Here is a 20,524-nt window from a genome sequence, read left to right as displayed (position 1 = left end):
GGCCCTCCCGCAAGCAGGGAGGAACGCCAACAGTTAGCACGCCGGTTTTCCGTTTAATAGAAAAAATTGCCAAAAGACTCCGTACAGCCCGCATTCTGTTATTCACCCGGTGGGGCAGGAGGCAAAAAAACGGTAAACATGCCTCAGCGCGCCAGTTTTTCTACCTCTTTTTCCATTCTTTCCCGGTCGCGTTCCAACACTGGCTTCAAATATTTTCCGGTGTAGGAGGTTGGATGTTCCGCGACTTTTTCCGGCGTGCCAGTGGCAACAACAGTTCCGCCGCCGTCCCCGCCTTCCGGGCCGAGGTCAATAATATAGTCGGCGGTTTTGATGACATCGAGGTTATGCTCGATCACAAGCACCGTATCGCCGTTTTCCACCAGCCGCTGCAGCACATCGAGAAGTTTGGCAATATCATGGACGTGAAGGCCGGTTGTCGGTTCATCCAAAATATAGAAAGATCGCCCGGTCGAACGCCGGTGCAGTTCGGATGCGAGTTTCACGCGCTGCGCTTCGCCGCCAGACAGAGTTGTAGCCGGCTGCCCGAGCTTGACGTAACCAAGGCCGACATCCGCAATGGTCTGCAGTTTCCGCCTGATTTTCGGAATGTTTTCGAAAAAGGAGATCGCATCTTCCACCGTCATATCGAGTACATCAGCAATATTTTTGCCTTTGTATTGGACTTCGAGCGTTTCGCGGTTGTACCGTTTGCCGTGGCACACTTCACACGGTACGTACACATCCGGCAAAAAGTGCATTTCAATTTTGATAATCCCGTCGCCGTGGCAGGCTTCACACCGGCCGCCCTTGACGTTAAAGCTGAACCGCCCCTTTTTATAGCCGCGGATTTTTGCTTCGTTCGTGGAAGCAAACACGTCGCGGATATCATCGAACACGCCGGTATAGGTCGCCGGGTTGGACCGCGGCGTCCTGCCGATCGGGGACTGGTCGATGTCAATGACTTTGTCGAGATGTTCAATACCCTTGATTTCTTTGTAAGCGCCCGGTTTTGCTTTTGCACGCTGCAATTTTTGGGCAAGCGCCTTATGCAAAATTTCATTGACAAGCGTGCTCTTTCCGGAGCCGGAGACGCCGGTTACGGCAATAAACAGGCCGAGCGGGAATTTTACATTGATGTTTTTTAAATTATTTTCTTTCGCGCCCCTGATTTCAACAAAACGGCCGTCCCCTTTCCGCCGTTCAGGCGGGAGCGGGATAAATTTCTTTCCGGATAAATACTGGCCGGTGAGTGAATCCGGATTTTTCATCACCTCGCGCGGCGTGCCGGCAGCAACAACCTTTCCGCCATGGACGCCTGCTCCCGGGCCGATGTCAATCAAGTAGTCTGCGGCAAGCATGGTATCTTCGTCGTGTTCGACAACAATAAGCGTGTTGCCGATATCGGCCATTTGCCTGAGCGTTGCAATCAGACGGTCATTGTCGCGCTGATGGAGGCCGATCGACGGTTCATCAAGAATGTATAAAACGCCTGTAAGCCTCGATCCGATCTGCGTCGCAAGCCGGATGCGCTGGGCTTCGCCGCCGGAGAGCGTGCCGGCAGAACGGCTCAGCGTCAAATAATCGAGGCCGACATTGACGAGAAAACCGAGCCGGGATTCGATTTCGCGCAAGATCAGCCGGGCGATCGCCTGCTCTTTTTCCGTCAATTCGAGATGGGCAAAAAAGGAGCGGGCTTCCGCAATCGAGTAATCCGTCACTTCACTGATATGTTTCCCGCCCACTTTCACAGCAAGGCTTTCCGGTTTCAGGCGGTAGCCTTTGCATTTCGGGCATGGCTGCTGGGCCATATATCTTTCCATCTGCTCGCGCGTAAAGTCGGAACTGGTTTCGCGGTAACGGCGTTCAATATTGTTCAGTACGCCTTCGAATTGGATCATATTGTCACGCACCTGGCCGAAATCATTTTCATAATGGAAATAAATCCGTTCGTTGCCGGATCCGTATAAAATAATCTCCATCTGATGCTTCGGCAAATCTTTGACAGGCGTGTCCATGTCAATGCCAAAATGCGCGCACACCGCTTTTAAGAGCTGCGGATAATATTGTGAGCTGATCGGTTCCCACGGAGCGATCGCGCCTTCATTGAGCGTAAGCGAGGCGTCCGGAATGACAAGGCTTGGATCCACTTCAAGCTTTGCACCGAGCCCGTCACATTCCGGGCAGGCGCCGAACGGGCTGTTGAACGAAAACATGCGCGGTTCCAGTTTATCGATGGAAAAGCCGCAGATCGGGCAGGCAAGATGCTCGCTGAACAGCAGTTCCTCTTCCCCGATCACATCAATTACCACGCGCCCGTCCGCCAATTTCAGCGCGGTTTCAAGCGAATCGGCCAAGCGGGGCTCAATTCCGTCTTTTATGACAATGCGGTCAACAACGATATCAATGGAATGTTTTTTGTTTTTGTCCAGCTCAATTTCTTCGCCGAGGTCGAGCATTTCCCCGTCAATGCGGACGCGGACGAAACCCTGTTTCTTAATATCATCCAGCAGTTTTACATGCCGGCCTTTTTTCCCCGATACCACCGGGGCAAGCACCTGGAGCCGTGTCCGTTCCGGGTATGCCATGATCCGGTCCACCATTTGTTCGACCGTCTGCGATGCAATTTCAATGCCGTGGTTCGGGCAGATCGGGTGGCCGATGCGGGCATACAGAAGCCGCAAATAATCATAAATTTCTGTTACCGTCCCGACGGTGGAACGCGGATTGCGGCTCGTTGTCTTCTGGTCGATGGAGATTGCCGGGGAAAGGCCTTCAATCGCATCCACATCCGGCTTGTCCATCTGCCCTAAAAATTGCCGGGCATAGGCGGACAGCGATTCAACATAGCGCCGCTGCCCTTCCGCATAAATCGTATCAAATGCGAGCGAAGATTTTCCGGACCCGGACAATCCCGTCAGCACAACAAGCTGGTCCCGCGGCAAGGTTACATCAATATTTTTTAAATTATGGACACGGGCCCCTTTTACTTCAATTTTATCTAATACCATTGTGGTCGTCACCTGCTTTCAGTTCTAAAAGGGCATCACGGTACCGGGCGGCTTGCTCGAAGTCAAGCGCTTTTGCCGCTTCTTTCATCTTTTCTTCCAGTTCTGCAATCATCCGTATGCGTTCTTCTTTCGTCAGCGGCTTTTTCGTTTCTTCCGCTTCATACGGCGTTGCATCTTCCGCCGCATAGGTCGCGTGGATCGTATCGCGAATATCTTTCTGGATCGTTTTCGGCGTGATGCCATGTTTTTTGTTATAGGCTTCCTGGACGGCACGGCGCCGTTTCGTTTCGCTGATCGCTTTTTCCATCGAATCCGTGATTCTATCAGCGTACATGATCACTTTGCCGTTTGCATTCCGAGCGGCGCGGCCGATCGTCTGGATCAGTGACCGTTCGGAACGCAGGAAGCCTTCCTTATCGGCATCAAGAATAGCAACAAGCGACACTTCCGGGATGTCCAGCCCTTCCCGGAGCAGGTTGATGCCGACGATACAATCATATTTGCCGAGACGGAGGTCGCGGATAATTTCAATCCGTTCAAGCGTTTTTACTTCAGAGTGGAGATACTGGACTTTAATGCCCACTTCTTTCAAGTAGTCCGTCAAATCTTCCGCCATTTTTTTTGTCAGTGTCGTGACAAGCACGCGCTCATTTTTCTCAATTCTGTCCTGAATTTCCCCGAGCAGGTCGTCGATTTGCCCTTCAATCGGCCGCACCTCAATTTCCGGATCCAAAAGGCCTGTCGGGCGGATAATTTGTTCCACCATTTTCGGCGTATGCTCGAGTTCATACGGCCCCGGCGTAGCGGATACGCAAATCATTTGCGAAATATGTTTTTCAAATTCCTCAAACCGGAGCGGCCGGTTGTCAAGCGCGGACGGCAGCCGGAACCCGTGGTCGACGAGCACCTGCTTGCGCGCCTGGTCCCCATTAAACATTCCCCTGATTTGCGGGAGCGTAACATGGGATTCGTCAATGACGAGCAGAAAATCTTTCGGGAAATAGTCCAGAAGCGTATACGGCGTCGAACCGGGCGGGCGCAGCGCCAAATGGCGGGAATAGTTTTCAATCCCGGAACAAAAGCCCATTTCCCGCATCATTTCCAGATCATAGCGCGTCCGCTGTTCGAGCCGTTGCGCTTCGAGCAGTTTGCCGTTATCGCGGAGCTCTTTCAGCCGTTCTTCGAGTTCCGCTTCAATATTCCGGATCGCAATCTGCAGTTTCTCATTGCGCGTAACGAAGTGGGAAGCCGGGAAAATCGCGACATGGTCGCGGTCACCGATAATCTCGCCGGTCAGCGCGTCGACTTCCCGGATCCGGTCAATTTCGTCGCCGAAAAATTCGACACGGATGCAGTGTTCATCGCGCGAAGCCGGGAAAATTTCGACGACATCGCCGCGCACACGGAACGTCCCGCGCTGGAAGTCAATATCATTGCGGGCATACTGGATATCGACAAGCCGCCGCAACAACTGGTTCCGCTCGATTTCCATCCCGGTCCGGAGCGAGACGACAAGCTCGCGGTATTCTTCCGGCGAACCTAAGCCGTAAATGCAGGAGACGCTCGCAATAATAATGACATCATTGCGCTCAAACAGGGCAGACGTTGCCGAGTGCCGCAGTTTGTCAATTTCATCGTTAATGCTTGCATCTTTTTCAATATACGTATCGGTTTGCGGCACGTACGCTTCCGGCTGGTAATAATCGTAATAACTGACGAAATACTCTACTGCATTGTTCGGGAAAAATTCCTTAAACTCGCTGTACAATTGCCCTGCCAGCGTTTTGTTGTGGGCAATGACAAGCGTCGGCTTATTCACTTCTTTAATCACATTCGAAACCGTAAACGTTTTTCCCGTTCCGGTTGCCCCGAGCAATGTCTGAATCTTTTTGCCTGCACGGATGCCGTCCACAAGCTGGCGGATCGCTTCCGGCTGGTCCCCCTCCGGCTTGTATTTCGAAACAAGTTCAAAAGCATGCTGTTCCATCCATGAGCCTCCTTAAACCGGCATCATCTATTTCAACCTTAAAAGGCCGTTCTTCGTCTTTCAGTCTTTTTATTTTAACATAAATCCTGCCCCGTCTCCAACAAAAAGCGAACAAGTTTTCTATCTTTCCATAAGAAAGAACGGTAAGGATTTTCCCTACCGCTTTCAGGAACGGATGGCCGTTATTTCACCGGGATTTCCAGGGCGTACCATTCTTCTTCAAGACGTGCATTTTGCCCTTCCCATATTTTCTTCGCATCCTCAATTCCCTTATTATAGTAGTGTGCCGCAAGCTTTTCCTGAAAAAAGTCAAAATACGCCTGTGCGGCAATCACGCCGATTTCTTCACCTGTCTGTTCCCAGACAAATTGCTGTATTTCCCGCAGAACCCGCTGCTTTTCCGCAGGGTCCATTTTGAATCCGGTCATGGGCGCCTCCGCCTTCATTTTTTCATTCCTTTTTTCATCTTTGCCTTCCGTATCATTGTATTAGCAAAATAAAACCCGATTGTCAATGAAGCTGCATCCACGATATATACCGGCCACGTGCGCGTATATCCTTTATAAACGGAAGCGACAATGAGCGCAACCGTAAGAATCAGCCCAATCACTTGGTTAAACGTAACCCGCGAAAAAAAGATGACGAGAAAGCATGGAAAAACAGCGGCTACCACCAATTGAACGATCATCCTCACCCCACTCCAAGCCCTTACTTCTGCTATCCCTATTTTTTAACATTCCACCCGAAAATACAAGAAAAATCATTGAAAATGAATTATCTTTTGAATTCATTTTCAATGATTTCATTTGTAATGCCGCGCAACTGGCTCCGTTCGATAAATCGTTCTGCGAGCAGATCAGGCAAAATGGACGTTAAAAAGTATTGGACAGATGCAAGCCCCGAAAACCGCAAAATGGTCCGCAGCGATTCCTCGTAAATTTCCAGAAACAGCGGCTCCGGATTGCCTTTTTGGATTTCCCCGAAAGATTCATACAAAAGATCGACTTTGTCGGAAACGGATAATATTTTTCCTTCCAGCGTATCGTCCTTGCCTTCTTTGAACAAATCAAAATAAATTTCCCGGTATTCTTCCGGAAATACGCCGTTGATAAAGTTTTTCGTCATTTCTTCCTCGACCTGTTTGAACAACTTATGCAGCTCTTTTGAAGAATATTTGACCGGCGTTTTGATGTCGCCTGTAAACAGTTCCGGATAATCATGATTCAGCGCCTTTTGGTAGAGCGCGCGCCAGTCCACTTTATTGCCGGCTTTCTCTTCCACATGGCCGAAAAACTGGGCGATTTTTGCCACTTTAAAAGAATGGGCTGCCACCGAGTGTTCTTGGAATTTAAACTTGCCCGGGCAGCGGTAAATTTTTTCCAGGTCAGACAAACTTTTAAAATATTGGTGAACCCCCATCCTGCTTCCCTCCTTGCTGTCCGATTTTCTTTTCTCTATAGGATTGGGACTGGTTCTTTGATATTTCCACTATTCTAGAAAAAAATAAACCCAGCGTCAAGCAACTGGATTTAAAATCTACATGGTAAGGAAAAATGCCCCTGTAATGACGAGCAGAATCCCGAACCATTTTCTCCTGTTCATTTTTTCCGACAAAAAAAGGGAAGAGAGGATCAAGGTCCAAATATATGTAATGGATGTTAATGGATACACAATCGTATACGGCATCATTTTCAGCAACTGAATATTCAGCAATGCCCCTAATACATAGAAAACACCGCCAATACCAAGATTCAAAATGAAAAATCCGCTCAGCTTTAATCCTCTGGAAGTGCATTTTTTGAAAAAGAAGCCCCCCAATGACCCTAACAGCGTCATGCATAGAAGAAGTACAAGCTTAATCAGCATCCCCGCCCCCTATCAGCGCTGCCCCTGCAAAAATGATGCAAGTGCCGATGATTTTGAAAGGCGTCATATGTTCTCCTAAAAAAATGCTCCCCAGGAAAAGGGAAAAAATATACCCCATACTTAAAAGCGGGTGAAGGACAGAAAGATCCCCGAAACGAAACGCAACTATCATCAGCAATGCGCCGCAAAAATAGAGAAAGAAGCCGGTCACAAAGTATGCATCTAAAAAATGGCCGGACATTTTCCACAGCATCTGTCCGACAGAGGTGGAAAATGCCGCAAGCACAATCAGCAAAATGCCCGTTTTATTTTTACGGATCGATTGAAAAATAGAATTACCCATGGCTATCACGCTTTCTGCTTGTTAATGTGGCAAGGAAGAAAAACGGCACCGCCAGCAAAAAGTTCGGAAAAAAGTAGCGGATGTCCTGGGCCGGAATCGCCGCGAACATGGAACCGAGATTTAAAAACATCGGAACCGCCGCGATTACAAGCCGCCAGTTTCCTTTTAAAATGGCGGTAAACAAAAACAAAAGGATGAGATACAAATAGAACGCCGGCATCACAAGCACGCGGAGAATGCCGTGTGAAAAAGTCTGATTGATTTGCGTAATGTGCGACGAAAGTTTTGTATTCGCCAGATCCGATCCATAATCTTTATAGTAAAACCATTTATAATGGACATGATATTTTTGCACATTCTTTTGTGTCATAAAATAAACGGGACGGTACTTCTCAAAATCCTTGTTCCGGAAAATCGGGCGGCGCAAATCTTCGCCGGGAATATACAGTTTCCATGAAAGCTTTTCCTGATCGTAAAAAGCTTCCAAAGCAAGCTTAGGATTTTGCCGGCATAGCGCGAACCACGTACTGAAAAAGGCTTTTTTATGGGATTTAATATACGCACGGTCAAAGTGCGGCCTAAACTTTATCATATCAACATCTGTCGGATGATAGTATTTTTTCCAGTCCGGAATTGGCATCACCTGGTTGATCACGGCTCTTTGCGCAGGCGTTATATGCCCGTTTTCCTTCACAATCCTTCCAATCTGCTGGTAAGGAATGGAGTAAGATTCCGTTTCATCAGCCGGAAACACTTTATAATGCTTGTAAACCGGGCCTGTCACAACCAGAAACGTGATGACCGCAAGCGCGAAAACGCCATACATATACAAATACCGTTTTCGCAGGAAAAAAAGAAAAATGACAATCGTTGCAAGCAGCACCGGCCAGCCGTTATGCCGGTAAAAAATGACACCGCAAACGGAAAAGTACAGAAACAGCAAATGGGGGAACGACCGCAGCCATTTGCCGTTCGAATCAATGATCTGGATCAGCATGACCGTAAACGCCAGCAGAAAGTAACTGAACAACGTATCTTTCCAAATCACGACAGAATAAAGCGGGATAAGCGGCAAAAAGCAGAAAAACGCATATCCCAGCCATAAAACTGGCTTTTTGACCCTTAATTTTTCAAATGCATAAAAGACATATCCGGTAATCAGCGCTGCCAGAACGAACTGGAAAATCACATAAGAGGCAGGCGTATCCCATATTTGGGCCGCCAGCTTGATCATCCATGTCATCACAACAGGGTGCCAGTCATTGTAAAAAGTGGAGTGCGCCTGCTGCCACTGATTGACAGAATCAGCCATTAAAATGCCCGGATAAAAAGCCCAGAAGTACAGAAGGGAAATCAATAAAGGCAGGATTGAAAAATAAAGAATATGCCTCCTGGGAACATCCCCTTCTGCCCGGCTCTCTGTTAAAGCATACAGTATTTTGATCGCCAGCAGCATGGCAAACAGTAAAAACAAAACAGTTGCAAGATAAATAAGGCAGTTTATCAAAAAGGGCTGGTGCGCCAGATGCTGCTGCGGCCCTTTTAAAGCAAATGTGACAATGACCGAGAGCACAAAGGAAAAAAGAAAAGAACCCCATTTCAAAGGGCGCTTCATCCGGCCAATATTCCAAAAAATGGCACCGTACGCCAGAAAGCTACCGGCCAGCGCGAAAAAAACCGGATACCAGCCGGGCACGCTTTTAAAGGAATAAGAAAAAAGCAGAAAACCGAGCCCTGCCAGGATGCCAATCACGAAACTAAGTACCGCATGCATGGTCTTTTGATGTGCAAACATTACCTGCTCCATTCCTTTTCTCTTTTTAATTCTTCGTAAACGGTGTGAAGCTCCATTTCATATTGCTTACGGGAGTGGCTGACAACCGTATCCAGAATGAGCGCACTGGCAAAAGAAAGCATGGCCATCAGGACAAGGCCGACTGCCAGTATCGCTGACGGTACTTTTGTAATGTAATGGGTGTGAAAAAATTCCACAATAACCGGCACGCCCACTACGAGCCCGAGAATAAGCAAAATGACTGCCCAAAACGAAAAAAACAACATCGGTTTGTAATCTTTAAAAAGCGTAAAAATCGTTTTGATGACCTTCAGGCCGTCAGAAAAAGTGTTGAGTTTTGACTCGCTCCCTTCCGGACGGTCGCGGTAATCAATGGGAATTTCTTTGATTTTAAATCCCTTATCGAGCGAATGGATGCTCATCTCTGTTTCAATTTCAAAACCTTTGCTTACCACAGGAAAAGAACGTACAAACAAGCGGTTAAATGCACGGTATCCCGTCATAATATCTTGGATATTGCTTTTGTAAAGTTTGTTGATTAAGTTTCTTACCAAATTGTTTCCCAGGTTATGAAAAGCTCGTTTATTTTCTTTTTCGTAAGTGCCGTTTGACAGCCTGTCCCCAATGGTCATATCGGCTTCGCCTGTTTTTAAAGGCTCTAACAATTGATGTACAAATTCAGCAGGATACGTATCATCCCCGTCTACCATTACATAATAATCTGCATCAATTTCAAAGAACATGGCTCTTACGACATTGCCTTTTCCCTGGCGCGGTTCTTTTTTTACAATGGCCCCGTTTTCCCTGGCAATTTCATATGTACGATCCGTTGAATTATTATCATAAACATATATGTCCGCATCAGGCAATTCTCTCTTAAAGTCCCGGATCACCTTTGCAATCGTCAGTTCTTCGTTATAACAAGGAACCAAGACGGCTGTTTTCATTGCTGCTCCTCCAAATCATTACTGATTTTATCATTCGCCATACAGTACTGAACTATTATAGCACGAGGAGAAATTGTAGTGAAAGAGTGTTTCAGGATTTTCCCGGATTTCCCGAGACATTTTTTCCCACTTTGCTGCCATGGTTCCTCCGCTCATCGGGCACGCGAAAAGAACACGTTTCATTAACGTGCTTTTTTGCGCATTTCAGGATCAAGAAAACAGAAATGCCCGCAGCACGGCTGCCCTCTCAGCTGAACTTGAATGAGAAATGTGGCTTTCCTTCACCTTTTAAGCGGCGGAAAGGATTAGCCGAACCGCCCTGAAATATAGTCTTCTGTCTGCTTCGATGCCGGACTCGTAAACATTTTGGTTGTTTCAGCGAATTCCACCACCCTGCCATTCAAAAAGAAAGCGGTATGTCCGGACACGCGCATCGCCTGCTGCATATTATGGGTGACGATGATGATGGTGTATTGCGCTTTCAACTCGAGGATCAATTCCTCAATTTTGGCTGCCGATACCGGATCAAGCGCCGATGCCGGTTCGTCCATTAAAATAATGCCCGGTTCAACAGCAAGCACCCTTGCGAGCACAAGCCTTTGCTGCTGCCCGCCGGAAAGCCCCGCGGCAGACGTATGAAGACGGTCTTTCACTTCATCCCATAGCGCAGCCTGAAGCAAACATTTTTCTACGATTTCATCAAGCACATGCCGGTTTTTAATGCCGTGGATGCGCGGTCCGTACGCGACATTATCGTAAATGGACATTGGAAACGGATTCGGGCGTTGGAAGACCATGCCGGCATTTTTTCTTAATTGGACAACATCCGTTTTCGGCGCATAAATATGTTCGCCTCCAATCGTAATATGGCCTTCCATTCGGAAACCGGGGATGTTGTCATTCATCCGGTTCAACGTGCGCAAAAACGTGGATTTTCCGCATCCAGACGGGCCGATCAGTGCTGTCACATGCTTTTTTGGAAATGCCAGATTAATATCATAAAGGGCCTGGAAGTTTTTATAAAACACATTTACACGCTCGGCACGGATAGCGGTTTGGTTGTCTGCCCGTTTTTCCAATACTGCTGCCATTTTGCATTTCTCCTTTTCCACCGGGATTTAGCCGAAAAAGCCGGATAAGTAGTCCCTTGTTTTTTGGTTTTCCGGTTTGGTAAATATTTTCGCCGTGTCCCCCGCTTCGATCAGCGCGCCCATGAAAAAGAAGGCGGTCTTGTCAGAAATGCGGGCGGCCTGCTGCAGATTGTGCGTGACAATGGCAACGGTATAGTCTTTTTTCAGTTCGAGAATCAGTTCCTCAATTTTACCAGTTGAGACCGGATCGAGCGCCGATGCTGGTTCATCAAGAAGCAGGACATCCGGGTTCATGGCGAGCGCCCTTGCGATACAAAGCCGCTGCTGTTGGCCGCCTGACAGTGCAAGCGCGGACGTATGCAGGCGATCCTTCACTTCATCCCATAATGCAGCTTTTTTTAAGCTTTCTTCGACAATTTCTTCCAGCCATGCTTTTTTCTTCACGCCATGGTGCTTCGGGCCGAACGCGACATTTTCAAAAACCGATTTTGCGAACGGATTCGGGCGCTGGAACACCATGCCGATATGCTTCCGGATTTCAAAAACATCCGCGCACGAAAGGGTGATGTCGGCTCCTTTATAAAAAATCCCGCCGGACATCCTGCAGCCCGCAATTTCATCATTCATGCGGTTCAGGCTCCGCAAAAAGGTCGATTTTCCGCATCCGGACGGGCCGATTAATGCCGTCACCTGATGTTCGGGAAACGCGAGGCTAACATTTTGGATCGCCGCTTTTTCCCCGTAAAAAACACTTAAATTTTTTGTTTCGATGATAATGTGCTGTGCTTCCGGCATCTGCCCGGGAATTTCAACCGCGGGCTGCACCATTTTTTCATTCCGTGCCAGCATCGATACTGCCATGGGTCATTCCTCCTTTTATTGTGAAATTAGTAAGGGTCCGTTTTTTTCTTGTTAAAGTGAAGCGCGCGCAAGAACGGGCTTGATACAAACGCCTGCCCTGTTTCCGGGCACCCTTATTTACCCGGTTGTGATCATTCCCGCTGAAAATAAAGTGTAAAAAAGCTAGATATGGTGCCAAATAGACGCAGCTCCCGTGCACCCTCATTCATCCGGTTGTGAAGCTGTTGCAAATGCACCGATTTAAAGTAGGCATGGCGCGTTTCCAGATGAATACGGCGCCTTCATTGCGAAGTCATCCGGTTATGGAGCCATTTGCCGATAAACCTTGCTGAAAAATTAAAGATGAGCACAAACAGGATCAGCACTGCGGACGCGCCGCTTGATACGGACGCGGCATCCGGCATAAGGCCTTCCCCGTTGATTTTCCAAATGTGCACGGCCAATGTTTCAGCCGGGCGGAGCGGATTCAGCGGGGAATTCATGCTGAACGGGTTCCAGTTTGAAAAATCAAGATTTGGCGAGCTCATGCCTGCCGTATAAATCAGGGCTGCCGCTTCGCCGAAAACGCGCCCGGAGGCTAAAATGATCCCGGTGATGATCCCCGGCAAGGCAGCCGGCAGCAGCACCGATTGAATCGTTTCCCATCGTGACACCCCAAGTGCAAGGCCTGCTTCCCTTTGCGCCGGCGAAATGGCACGCAGTGAATCCTCCACGACCCGGACCAGCAGCGGCAAATTGAAAAGCGCCAATGCAAACGCGCCGGACAAAATCGAAAATCCCCAGCCCATCGACAGGACAAAGAATAGAAAACCAAACAGCCCGACCACAATAGACGGAAGCGAAGACAGCACTTCAATCGCCGTCCGGAGCAAATCCGTCAGCCGGTTTTTCCGTGCATATTCTGCCATATAAATGCCTGCGCCAAGTGCGATTGGCATGCTGATCGCCATTGTCAGCACGAGTAAATAAAAAGAATTGAACAACTGCGGCCCGATTCCCCCGCCTTCTTTAAATGTTTGGGGAGGGGATGAAATGAATGACCAACTGATATGTGGCAGCCCTTTTACAAGAATGTATCCGACGAGCCCCGCAAGAATGGCGACGATAAACACGGCAATGAAGTAAAAAACGGATGTTGCGATACGGTCTGCTATTTTTGCTTTCATGCTGCATCCCTCCTGCGGCCGATAAAACGGACGATGATGATGAAGACGAGCGACATGAGGAGCAAAACGAGCGCCAGCGTCCAGAGCGCGTTATTTTCCACGCTTCCCATCACGGTATTGCCCATGCCCATCGTTAAAATGCTTGTTAAAGTGGATGCCGGCTCGAGCAATGAACGGGGCATCACCGTTGCGTTGCCAATTACCATCTGCACCGCGAGCGCTTCACCGAATGCCCGGGCCATCCCGAAAATAACAGCCGTTAACAGGCCCGGCCGCGCCGTCCGCAGCACTACTTTGTAAGTCGTTTGCCAGCGCGTCGCCCCAAGCGCAAGCGAGGCTTCCCGGAGCGAATCGGGTACAGCGCGGATGGCATCCACCGACAAACTCATCACAGTCGGCAAAATCATGACCGCAAGCACAATGGTTCCTGCCGCAATGCCAAATCCGCTTCCTGATACATGTTCACGAAGAAACGGGACGACGACGCTTAATCCAATAAATCCATAAACAACCGACGGAATGCCGACAAGCAATTCAATGACCGGCTGCAACATTTTTTGCCCCCGTTTAGCGGAAATTTCTGTCATAAATACAGCTCCGCCGATTGCAAGCGGCGCACAAATGATAGCGGCAAGAAATGTTACGGCAAAGGAACCGGTTATCATCGGCAAAGCGCCCGCAACCGGGGTCCCGGCAGCATCCTTTTTGCCCGGGTTCCAGTCTTTTCCTGTGAAAAATTCAAGGACACTGGCGTGATGTTCAAAGAAAAGGGCAAGCCCTTTTGATGCGACAAAAATAAAAATCGATGCGGCAACAACCGCCATCAAAGCAATGCAAATCAACGTCATCATTTTCCCGCGCCGTTCTATTTTGATTTTCGAACGCGGTTTTGCTTGATTTTTGACAACCTGTTCTGTCCATTTGAGTGCATTTTCACTCACGTTGTTCTATCCCCTTCCGGTTAGGTTTCTAAAAACGGGCAAGATTGCCGCTTTAGTTTCCGGATAAAATTTCTGCTCTGCAGGCCTTTCCGGGTGCAGTTTTCAAAAGCAGGCAAGACCGGCAACTTTGATTTTCGAACGCATTTCTGCTTTGCAGGCGGCCTGTGCTGCCTGCTCGACTGCTTGTTCGTTCACGTTGTTTTATTCTTTACGGTTGCCATTTTCAAAACAGGCAAGATTTCGGCAACTTTGGAAATCGTATCATCCAGGCGATCATTCTGCTGCTTCGCAGTTCGCAGCTCCGCAAAGTTTTAAGTGCGTGCCGCTTTATTTTGTTGTCACGTTTCCGCCGGCATCCCGTTCAACTTGCATTTCAGAAATAGGCATATACCCGAGTTTTGGAACGAGGTTTTTTTGTACTTCATCAGAAAGCATGTAATCAATAAATTTTTTCGTTAAGCCCGTTGCCTTTCCTTTTGTATACATATGTTCGTAAGCCCAGATTTTCCATTTATTTGTTTTGACATTCTCTTCCGCCGGTTCAACACCGTCCACTTTTAAAGCTTTGACTTTATTGTTTATATAAGAGAATGCGAGATAGCTGATAGCCCCTGGTGTTTCGTTGACAATTTTTTGCACGGTACCCGAAGAGTCCTGTTCCTGCGCTTTCACTGCAGTAGCGCCGTCTAAAGCCTGTTTTTCAAAGACGGCCCGTGTGCCGGATCCTTCTGCACGGTTAATCACAACGATTTTCAGGTCTTTTCCGCCGACTTCTTTCCAGTTTTTAATTTTGCCGGTGAAGATGTCGATCAGCTGCTGTTTTGTCAGGTTATCAACGCCGATGTCCTGATTTGCAACTGGCGCAAACCCGACAACGGCAACTTTATGGTCTGTAATCTTGCTTGCATCAATGCCGTCTTTTTCCTCGGCAAAAACGTCAGCATTCCCGATTTGGACAGCGCCTTCCGCAACTTTGCTCAATCCGGTTCCGCTGCCGCCGCCCTGTACGTTAATGGTTGCGCCCGGATGATCATTCATATATTGTGCCGCAGCTTCCTGCACGAGCGGCTGGAGCGCGGTGGAACCGACTGCCGTGATGCTTTCCTGTTTTGTGCCGTTGCCGGATGTTGCCGTCCCTTTTGCATTCCCGCACCCGGCAGCAATCACCGCGAAAATCGTTAATAAGCCAAATAGCGCTGCAAACTTTTTCTTCATTTTTTTGCCCCCTGTTTTTTATTGGTTTGCTCCTTGCTCCTTTAAAGATAATCGTGCGGTATTAAGCAGATATGAATGGAATGTTAAGAGTTTGTAAAGATGATAGAACCAGGTGTAAGATTTTAAAGAGTGATTGTCACATTTTAGGCAAAAACATTAAAAATAGAAGAAACCGGTTTGTTTATAATAGAGGTAACAGAGACTGAACGGAGGTATAAAATTGAAATCGGTCGTGATTATTGGCGGGGGCATTACGGGTCTTACCACATTGTACGAGCTTCATAAACAGATCCAAAAAACAGGTGCACAGGCAACCTTAGCCCTTGTGGAAGAAAATCCGGAAGCCGGCGGAAAGCTCTGTACCGTCCGGAAAGAGGGCTTTATTATGGAAACGGGGGCGGATTCAATCGTTGCCCGCAAAAAAGGGGTAGCCAGCTTTTTGAAAGAACTCGGGCTTGAAAACCGGATCCGCCACAATGCTACCGGCATCTCGTATCTTTACCGGGAAGACGGGTTAAAACCGATTCCGGCAGAGGCAGTGTTTGGCATTCCGGCAAGTTTGGATGCGCTTTTTGGCAGCGAACTTGTTTCAACAAAAGGGAAGCTGGCAGCGCTGAAAGATTTGTTTACGAAAAACCATTCTTTTACAAAAGACAGTTCGGCCGGGGAATTTTTGGAGGCTTTTTTCGGCAAAGAACTGGTGAAGAAACAAATTGCGCCGGTGCTGTCCGGCGTTTACTCCGGCAATTTGTATGAACTGACATTGGCAACAACGATGCCGTTTCTTGTTGATTATAAAAACCAGTATGGCAGCATCATGAAAGGTTTGTCCGAACATAAGCAAACTTTCTTGTCTCCTGAGAAGAAAAAATTTGTATCGTTTAAAAACGGTTTGGCCGAACTGGCTGGCCGGCTCGAGGAAAAGGCAGCGGGCGCTGACATCATAAAAGGGGTAAAAGCAGATGTGCTTGAACGGCACGAAAAAGGCTATACTGTTGTATTGTCGGACGGGCGCAGGCTTGAAGCAGATGTGGTGGTGCTTGCCGTACCACATGCTGCAGCGAAGAAACTGCTTGCGGACCCTGCGTTGGATGAGGAATGGGGGCAATTTAAGGCCGCTTCGGTGATCACCGTTTATCTTGGTTTTGACGTGCCGGATGCAGTCTTGCCGAAAGACGGGACGGGCTTTATTGTTTCCGGCGGAAGCGGGCTCGCTTGCAATGCCTGCACATGGACAAGCCGGAAATGGCCGCACACGTCGAAAAACGGGCGCCTGCTGTTGCGCTTGTTTTATAAAGACGCGGATGCCGCACTGTTTAACCGGCTGAATGCGATGGATCAGGAGGGGCTGATTGAAACGGCGCTTAAAGATGTCCGGCAGGCGCTCGGGATCAGTGCACAGCCGGTGGCAGCGGAAGTGACAAAATGGCTGGGCAAGATGCCGAAGTACGATTTGCACCACCGGCAGAGGGTAGAAGCGCTAACCAAAAAGCTATCAGCAAGCGACCCGGACGTGGTGCTCGCCGGTTGCTCTTACTACGGCGTCGGCATCGCCGATTGCATCGTGAATGGAAAAGAAACGGCGGGAAAGGTAATGGAAAAACTAAGGGAGCAGGGCAGTTTAAATGTGTAAATCATGTATTGCCGAATGGACAAAATTTGCAGTTCGCCCCCTTTTGTCCTTCATCCCGCTTATGAAGGACGTTTCAGCCTGCAGTTCGCCTCCTTTTGTCTTTCATCCCGCTTATGAAGGACATTTCGGACCGCAGCTCTTGCTTTTTTGTCTTTCATCCCGCTTATGAACACCTCCCATATCCGCAAAAAGCAACAGGCCGGGCGCTTTTAAACAGCGTCCGGCCTGGTTTGCGTCCGTGGCAGGGTGACTATAAAGGTGCTGCCTTTTCCTTCCTCGCTTTCCACTCGGATCTTGCCATGGTACGATTCAACAAGATGCTTAACGATTGCAAGGCCGAGCCCGGTGCCGCCGGACTGCCTTGACCGGGCTTTATCGACCCGGTAAAACCGTTCAAAGATGCGCGGCAAATCCTTTTCAGAAATGCCAATGCCTGTATCGCTTACGATCAAGTCCAGTTCATTTTCCCTTTCGATCAGGCTGATTTCAATCCTGCCTTTATCCGGCGTATAGGCAATCGCGTTCGTTACCAAATTCAACAGGATTTGGCGGAGACGGTCTTTGTCTGCTTCCATCATGACGTGCCGCTTTTGTGGCAGGACAAGTTCCAGCTGTTTCTTTTCTATTCTCTTCCGCATCGTTTGGGCGGTCTCTGTAATCACATCGACCACATTGAGCTGTTCCATTTTCAACGGAATGCGGTGCTGCTCGATCCTGGACAAATCGAGAATGTCGGAAATGAGCCGGTGCAGCCGGTCGGACTCGTCATAGATGATCTTTAAAAATTCCCTGAGTGTCGCTTCATCATACATGGCACCGTCTAGTAACGTTTCCGCAAACCCTTTGACAGAGGTGACGGGCGTTTTCAATTCATGGGAGACATTTGCAACAAATTCGCTGCGGATTTGCTCAAGCCGCCTCGTTTCTGTTACATCATGCAGGACCGCGACAACGCCGCGCAGCTCTCCGCTCTCCCCGACATACGGCGCAATATGGGCATCGAGAATGCGCTCTTTCGGGTAATAAAGATGTACCTCGTCCCGAAACCGTTCACCCGTTTTTAAGGAACGGTCGATCAGCTGGCTGAGCCCGAAACTTTTTCCCGCTTCAATATGGCGCTTTCCAATCAATTCGCCGGACGACAAACCCGTCATTTCCTCCATTGCCCGGTTCACAAGCATGATCCGCCCCGATGTCTGAATAAGCATAACCCCGCTGTCCATATTTTCCAATACGGCGGTCAGCTGCTGCTCGTTTTCATCAATCTCGTCCATTTGCTGCTTTAAGTTATAGGCAAGATTATTAATGGCTTTTGCCAGCTGCTGCAATTCCCCGCTTGCATTTACATGGACGCGGCTGTCATAATCTTTTTCAATAAGGCGGTTGCTGACCTCAATGCTTGCTTCAATCGGGCGCGTGAATTTCCGCGCCAGCACATAGCTGATCCAGCCGGAAATGAGGAAGGCCACTGCCATCGCAAGCCCGAGGCTAAACCACAGTCCTTTAAGCACGGCATCAATCCGGTCAAGCGCAATCGAGGTCCGGATCACTGCGGTGACTTTCCCGTTTTCTTTTACCGGCTTTGCGACATACATCATATTGTACCCGAGCGTATGGCTTGAGCGGATGGACTCGCCGCTTGCTTTATGCTGCGTTATCACCTGCCTGAATTCCGGCCGGTTTGCGTGATTTTCCATATTTGCCGGATCATCGTCCGAATCTGCGAGCACTTTCCCGTTTGTATCGATTATGGTAATACGCGGTTCGTGGTTGGAATAATAATGCCGAACTTTTTTTTGCAGTATATCCGGCTTGCCTTTTAACGTTTGCGGGCGGATCGTTTTCATCAGCAGATCTGCATCCTGGGAAAGCTGCGTGCGCACCATGTCCATATATGTATGTTGAATCATATCGGCAACGAAAAAGCCGATGGCCAGCAATACGGCAGCCAAAATCGATAAAAATGCAATAAAAATGCGGATCCATAATTTATTCATCGCAAAGCCCTTTCCCGCTACATCACTTCCATTTTATAGCCAAAACCCCTGACTGTTTTAATATATTGCGGCTGTTTCGTATCTTCTTCCATTTTTTCGCGGAGGTGGCTGATGTGCACGTCGACGATTCTTGTATCGCCCGCAAAATCGAAATTCCAAACGGCAGCCAGCAGCTGGTCGCGGCTTAGCACTTTCCCGGCGTGATTTGCCAAATACAATAGCAGTTCAAATTCTTTCGGGGTCAGCTCCAGTTTTTTCTCTTTAAAATAGGCTTCGAATTGTTCCGGTAAAATGCGCAGATCGCCCACTTTAATCGCATCAGCGGTTTCTTCTTCTGTTTTTGTTTCTGCCCGCCGCAGGATCGCTTTCACGCGGGCCACCACTTCCCGCGGGCTGAACGGTTTTGTAATATAGTCGTCTGCCCCGAGTTCAAGGCCGAGAATTTTATCCAGTTCATCGCTTTTGGCTGTCAGCATTAAAATGGGCGTATTGATTTTCCCAAGCCGCAGCTGCTTGCAAACGTCCATGCCGTCCATGCCCGGAAGCATCAGATCGAGAATAATGACATCAAGTTTTTCTCTCCTCGCTGTATCATATCCCTCGTTTCCGTCACTGGCAGTCAGCACTTCAAAACCGGCTTGCTCGAGATTGAATTTTAAAAGGGTCACAATGGATGGTTCATCATCCACAACCAAAATTTTTTTAGCCATCTGTTATAGCCCCGCTCCCCGACTTGTTTTTCTTCATTGTATCGTGCCTGCTTTTCCATTGTAAAGCCGGATTTCAAGCATTCCGCGCGCGACCGGAAAATATGTAAATGTTAAGCGTACATTTGGATGAGAAATACTGCCAGAACGGCAATAAGATTCGGCAATCCGAACAGGAAAAAAGCATCGTCAGACTGAATCTTGATTGGTGATGTTCTTTTGTTTCAGAAAAATAGTTAGCCCGTGTCTCCATGCCGCCCACAAACGCCCCCATCGTGATGCCGGAGAAAACAATCCCAATTGCTGCCGCTATCCCGCAGATCCAATAGGTTTTTGAAAAATCCCTGGTAAACAGCCCTGCAATGATGCCAGCCGCAGCAATGATCATTCCGGTTATAACAGCATATGCCTTCAATTTTTGCCCCCTCCTTTTCTTTATTGTTATATTCAGCCTCCGTCATAAAATGTCCTGCTTTTAAGACGTCTCTTGTTGCGTGTTTTTTAAATCTCCTTCCCACACGCAGAGAGTTTTGATTGAAAGATTCCTACCATTTTGTTATATTAAAAATGATCGTTAAAAGATAAAGCATGGACGCCCGGCTTCGAATATTGCGTATTGTCACCCTGCCGGCCTGGGGATGTCCGGCTGGCAAAATGGATGGATATAAACGCAACGCTAGACGGATAATGATTAACATATAGGAAAAAGGTGATCTGGAAAATGGCATTTGTAATTACCCAACCGTGCATCGGCGAAAAAGCGGCCGAATGCGTGGATGTATGCCCCGTGGATTGTATTGCCGAGGGGGAAGACCAGTACTTTATCGACCCGGATATTTGCATCGATTGCGGCGCTTGCCAGGCAGTTTGTCCGGTAGAAGCCATCTATCATGAAGAAGAACTGGAAGAAGAGGATATGGCCTTCCTGGAAAAAGCCCGCAAATTTTATTCAGAGTAAAAATAACCC

Annotated in this window: 19 protein-coding genes; 2 read left to right on the top strand and 17 right to left on the bottom strand. The window is 48.4% G+C overall.

What is annotated here, in order from left to right:
- Positions 1-143: 143 nt before the first annotated feature.
- From uvrA to NST20_RS03885, 14 genes are all read right to left on the bottom strand, one after another.
- Positions 144-3,008 carry an excinuclease ABC subunit UvrA gene (gene uvrA, locus NST20_RS03950; protein WP_133535954.1) on the bottom strand — a complete coding sequence of 955 codons (2,865 nt, stop codon included), beginning with the start codon at positions 3,006-3,008 and terminating at the stop codon, positions 144-146.
- Positions 2,995-4,995, bottom strand: coding sequence for an excinuclease ABC subunit UvrB (gene uvrB / locus NST20_RS03945; protein WP_342400114.1), 2,001 nt, complete (start codon positions 4,993-4,995; stop codon positions 2,995-2,997). Before uvrB ends, uvrA begins: the two co-directional genes overlap by 14 nt.
- A 182-nt stretch (positions 4,996-5,177) precedes the next feature.
- A complete protein-coding gene (locus tag NST20_RS03940) occupies positions 5,178-5,423 on the bottom strand; it encodes a DUF2164 domain-containing protein (protein ID WP_225620972.1) in 246 nt (81 codons plus the stop codon).
- Between the two features lie 14 nt (positions 5,424-5,437).
- Positions 5,438-5,683: a CsbA family protein gene (locus NST20_RS03935; RefSeq protein ID WP_014095840.1), complete on the bottom strand. Its 246-nt coding sequence runs from the start codon at positions 5,681-5,683 to the stop codon at positions 5,438-5,440.
- A gap of 86 nt (positions 5,684-5,769) precedes the next feature.
- The gene (locus tag NST20_RS03930; protein ID WP_342400113.1) at positions 5,770-6,414 is read right to left on the bottom strand and encodes an HD domain-containing protein; all 645 of its coding nucleotides are present in this window, start codon (positions 6,412-6,414) and stop codon (positions 5,770-5,772) included.
- A gap of 117 nt (positions 6,415-6,531) precedes the next feature.
- A complete protein-coding gene (locus NST20_RS03925) occupies positions 6,532-6,831 on the bottom strand; it encodes an EamA family transporter (protein ID WP_230951724.1) in 300 nt (99 codons plus the stop codon).
- 19 nt (positions 6,832-6,850) lie between these two features.
- Positions 6,851-7,204 (bottom strand): DMT family transporter, encoded by a 354-nt coding sequence (locus tag NST20_RS03920; RefSeq protein WP_041818818.1) that lies wholly within the window; start codon positions 7,202-7,204, stop codon positions 6,851-6,853.
- Positions 7,197-9,011: a DUF6020 family protein gene (locus NST20_RS03915; RefSeq protein WP_342400112.1), complete on the bottom strand. Its 1,815-nt coding sequence runs from the start codon at positions 9,009-9,011 to the stop codon at positions 7,197-7,199. The genes NST20_RS03920 and NST20_RS03915 overlap by 8 nt, the downstream gene beginning before the upstream one ends.
- Positions 8,999-9,946 carry a glycosyltransferase family 2 protein gene (locus NST20_RS03910; RefSeq protein ID WP_017552696.1) on the bottom strand — a complete coding sequence of 316 codons (948 nt, stop codon included), beginning with the start codon at positions 9,944-9,946 and terminating at the stop codon, positions 8,999-9,001. Before NST20_RS03910 ends, NST20_RS03915 begins: the two co-directional genes overlap by 13 nt.
- 305 nt (positions 9,947-10,251) lie before the next feature.
- On the bottom strand, positions 10,252-11,037 hold the full coding sequence (pstB, locus tag NST20_RS03905) for a phosphate ABC transporter ATP-binding protein PstB (RefSeq protein WP_342400111.1): 786 nt from the start codon (positions 11,035-11,037) through the stop codon (positions 10,252-10,254).
- Positions 11,038-11,064: 27 nt separating this feature from the next.
- The gene (pstB, locus tag NST20_RS03900; RefSeq protein WP_342400110.1) at positions 11,065-11,898 is read right to left on the bottom strand and encodes a phosphate ABC transporter ATP-binding protein PstB; all 834 of its coding nucleotides are present in this window, start codon (positions 11,896-11,898) and stop codon (positions 11,065-11,067) included.
- A 281-nt stretch (positions 11,899-12,179) separates the two neighbouring features.
- On the bottom strand, positions 12,180-13,064 hold the full coding sequence (gene pstA, locus NST20_RS03895) for a phosphate ABC transporter permease PstA (protein WP_013858664.1): 885 nt from the start codon (positions 13,062-13,064) through the stop codon (positions 12,180-12,182).
- Entirely contained in the window at positions 13,061-13,915 is an 855-nt protein-coding gene (gene pstC, locus NST20_RS03890; protein WP_342400406.1) for a phosphate ABC transporter permease subunit PstC, read from the bottom strand. The genes pstA and pstC overlap by 4 nt, the downstream gene beginning before the upstream one ends.
- Before the next feature lie 417 nt (positions 13,916-14,332).
- Complete coding sequence (locus NST20_RS03885) at positions 14,333-15,220, bottom strand: phosphate ABC transporter substrate-binding protein PstS family protein (RefSeq protein ID WP_342400109.1); 888 nt, start codon at positions 15,218-15,220, stop codon at positions 14,333-14,335.
- Between the two features lie 220 nt (positions 15,221-15,440).
- Between NST20_RS03885 and hemG the strand changes: the two genes are divergently transcribed.
- The gene (gene hemG, locus NST20_RS03880) at positions 15,441-16,853 is read left to right on the top strand and encodes a protoporphyrinogen oxidase (RefSeq protein WP_342400108.1); all 1,413 of its coding nucleotides are present in this window, start codon (positions 15,441-15,443) and stop codon (positions 16,851-16,853) included.
- Positions 16,854-17,062: 209 nt separating this feature from the next.
- On the opposite strand, the gene NST20_RS03875 is transcribed toward hemG, so the two are convergent.
- The 3 genes from NST20_RS03875 to NST20_RS03865 form a co-directional block, all read right to left on the bottom strand.
- Positions 17,063-18,850 (bottom strand): ATP-binding protein, encoded by a 1,788-nt coding sequence (locus tag NST20_RS03875; protein ID WP_342400107.1) that lies wholly within the window; start codon positions 18,848-18,850, stop codon positions 17,063-17,065.
- A gap of 17 nt (positions 18,851-18,867) precedes the next feature.
- Complete coding sequence (locus NST20_RS03870) at positions 18,868-19,560, bottom strand: response regulator transcription factor (protein ID WP_019721718.1); 693 nt, start codon at positions 19,558-19,560, stop codon at positions 18,868-18,870.
- A 73-nt stretch (positions 19,561-19,633) separates the two neighbouring features.
- Positions 19,634-19,972, bottom strand: a complete 339-nt coding sequence (locus NST20_RS03865; protein WP_328192586.1) for a DUF5316 domain-containing protein — start codon at positions 19,970-19,972, stop codon at positions 19,634-19,636.
- A gap of 306 nt (positions 19,973-20,278) precedes the next feature.
- On the opposite strand from NST20_RS03865, the gene NST20_RS03860 reads away from it, so the two are divergent.
- Positions 20,279-20,515: a 4Fe-4S binding protein gene (locus tag NST20_RS03860; RefSeq protein ID WP_026104642.1), complete on the top strand. Its 237-nt coding sequence runs from the start codon at positions 20,279-20,281 to the stop codon at positions 20,513-20,515.
- Positions 20,516-20,524: the final 9 nt, after the last annotated feature.

This window comes from Weizmannia sp. FSL W8-0676 (assembly GCF_038593015.1).
GTDB lineage: Bacteria > Bacillota > Bacilli > Bacillales > Bacillaceae_C > Weizmannia > Weizmannia coagulans.
Note: the sequence above shows the minus strand (reverse complement) of the source record. Positions and strands in the feature narration are given on the sequence as shown.